This window comes from Longimicrobium sp. (assembly GCF_036554565.1).
Taxonomy (GTDB): Bacteria; Gemmatimonadota; Gemmatimonadetes; order Longimicrobiales; family Longimicrobiaceae; genus Longimicrobium.
Window position 1 is genome coordinate 1 of the sequence record NZ_DATBNB010000070.1, and the last position, 2,428, is coordinate 2,428.

Here is a 2,428-nt window from a genome sequence, read left to right on the forward strand (position 1 = left end):
AACCCGTCCGTCCGCCGCCGAACGGTCCGACGCGCCGGTCCGCGTCGCCGTGCTGAACGCGTCGGGCATTCCCCGGCTGGCGGACCGCGGGCGGGCTTGGCTGCGCGACGACGGCCGGTTCGACGTCAAGGAGATCGGCAACGCGCCGGGTTTTTCGCCCGACAGCTCGGTGGTGCTCGACCGCGTGGGCAAGGTGGACCACGCCCGCGCCGTCGCGGACGCGCTGGGGATTTCGCGCGTGGAGTCGCGGCCCGACGCCAACCTGTACCTGGACGTGACCGTCGTCCTCGGCAAGGACTGGGCGGCACGCAACCCGGAGCGCCCGGCGTCCGCGGCGCCGTAGACGGATGTCGAGACGACGAAGAGCGGCCCGGGGCGGATCAGCCCCGGGCCGCTTCGCCGTTCAGCCGTTCGATCGCCCCACGGATGTCCTCCGGCAGTTCCGCCACCACTTCCACCGGCTCGCCGGTGGACGGATGCGTGAACGCCAGCCGCGACGCGTGCAGCGCCTGCCGGGGCATCAGCGCCAGCCCCTTTCGCCCGTACTGCCGGTCGCCCAGCACGGCGTGGCCCGCGTACAGCATGTGAACGCGAATCTGGTGCGTGCGCCCCGTCTCCAGCTCCACCCGGAGCAGCGTCGCCGCCGGAAATCGCTCCACCACCGTGTACCGGGTGACGGCGTGCTCGCCGCCGGGTCGCACCGCGCGGAGCGCCGGGTTGCGCGGATCTCGCGCGATGGGCTGGTCGATGACGCCACGATCGTCCCCGATGACGCCGTCCACCAGCGCCAGGTACTCGCGCTTCAGCCCGCCCTCGCGAAGCTGCAGGTCCAGCCGGTGGTGCGCGTGCGCCGACTTCGCGAACAGCACCAGCCCCGAGGTGTCGCGGTCGATGCGGTGCGCCGGCCGCACCTTGGCGCGCACCCCCTGCCGCGCCAGGTGCCACGCGACGCCGTGCGAAAGCGTCTCTCGGTGCTCCGGCGACGTGGGATGCACGAGGAGGTGCGGCGGCTTGTTCAGCACCAGCAGCTCCGCGTCCTCCAACACCACGTCCAGCGGCATCTGAACCGGAACCAGCCCGCTCTCCTCGTCGTCCGCCAGCCTCGCCGTCACCACGTCGCCCTCTCGCACCTTGGCGTTCACCCAGGCAGGGCGCCGGTTCAGCTGCACGCCCTTGGTGCGCGTCAGCCGCTGGATCATGCGGCGCGACACGCCCATGGACTTCGTGAGGATGTCCTGAACGGTGCCTCCGGCCTCGTCGGCGGAAACGGTGTGCTTCACCCAGTGCTGGGGCTGGTTGCGCGGCTGCTCGGGCATGAAACGAGGGTTGCAGATTGGGCGTCGTGCTGAACGCGGATAATGTACCGGGCGTGTGGCCGTGCGCGAGGGGGCACGGCAGCGTGAGGCAAAAAGAGGACAGGTTGGGGCGGGAGCATGGCCTGATGGACGAAAATGCCCCTGAACAGGAGTTTCGAGCGTGTGCGGACGGAGGCGGAAAGGGACTCGGTGCGCGACGGGATCGACGTGGAAACGAGCAGGCGGGCCGAGCGGGGATGTTGCTGCTGTGGCGGAGTTTGTATGGTCCTGTGAGGCCCTTGACGCGGAGGTGATTTGCACGCACCGTACAGGCGTCGGGAGCGTCCATCCGGAGCGTTCCCCGAACGTTGACGAGCGAGCGGAATCACCCAGTAGCCACGAGGCCGCAGATGCGTCCAGACCAGAACGAAGTCCCCGGGGCAGCCCCCGAGCCCGACGACCAGAGCGAGGCGCCGAACCCCCGCAGGGGCAAGCCGTATTACACGCCACCCGGGTACGGCGTAATGACGGCGCGCGAGCCGGCTGCCGCCTACGGCGCGTACTTCTCCGACGCGCCGAGCGCCACCCGCGTCGATCCCGACTACCGCGAGATGGCTGCCGCGCTGTTTGACCGCGTGAAGGGCATCAGACGCCAGATCGCCGAAGACCGGCGCGAGATCGACCGCCTGCGCCGCGAAACGCGCGCCATTCTCGACAGCCTGCCGGCCTTCGCGTGACGCGATGTGGAAAGCTGTCTACGACTGGGCCAAGGCGTGCGTCGGCCTTGCCGAGGACGTGCGCCAGGTGCAGGACGAAATGAAAGACGTACGGCGCGAGTTGCGCGACGTTACGCTCACCCTGCAGCGGTGCATGATGGAGGTCGGGCGCCTGGGCGAGCGCGAAGAGCGGGAACGCGAGGTGCTTCTCCTGAAGATGGAGAATCTGCTGCTCAAGGATCCGGGTACCGCCGCGCTGGAGGTCAGAGCGAGCCCATCTGCACCGGCCTGCGCCCCTCGGTGGCTTCCGCGCGGAGCTGCCCGCAGGCGGCCGCGATGTCGCGGCCGCGCGACTCCCGCACCGCGGCGGAGATGCCGCGCTTCTCCAGCCGCTCCACGAACAGGTTGAGCCGGCCG

The 2,428-nt window shown here is 70.2% G+C and carries 3 protein-coding genes; 2 read left to right on the forward strand and 1 reads right to left on the reverse strand.

The window, feature by feature from the left end; translation table 11 throughout:
* Window positions 1-343: LytR C-terminal domain-containing protein (locus tag VIB55_RS01980; RefSeq protein WP_331874985.1), on the forward strand; the 343-nt coding region annotated here is incomplete at its 5' end.
* 37 nt (window positions 344-380) lie between these two features.
* Here VIB55_RS01980 and VIB55_RS01985 read toward each other — a convergent pair.
* On the reverse strand, window positions 381-1,316 hold the full coding sequence (locus VIB55_RS01985; protein ID WP_331874986.1) for an RluA family pseudouridine synthase: 936 nt from the start codon (window positions 1,314-1,316) through the stop codon (window positions 381-383).
* Between the two features lie 503 nt (window positions 1,317-1,819).
* Here VIB55_RS01985 and VIB55_RS01990 point away from each other — a divergent pair.
* Window positions 1,820-2,032 (forward strand): hypothetical protein, encoded by a 213-nt coding sequence (locus tag VIB55_RS01990; protein WP_331874987.1) that lies wholly within the window; start codon window positions 1,820-1,822, stop codon window positions 2,030-2,032.
* Window positions 2,033-2,428: the final 396 nt, after the last annotated feature.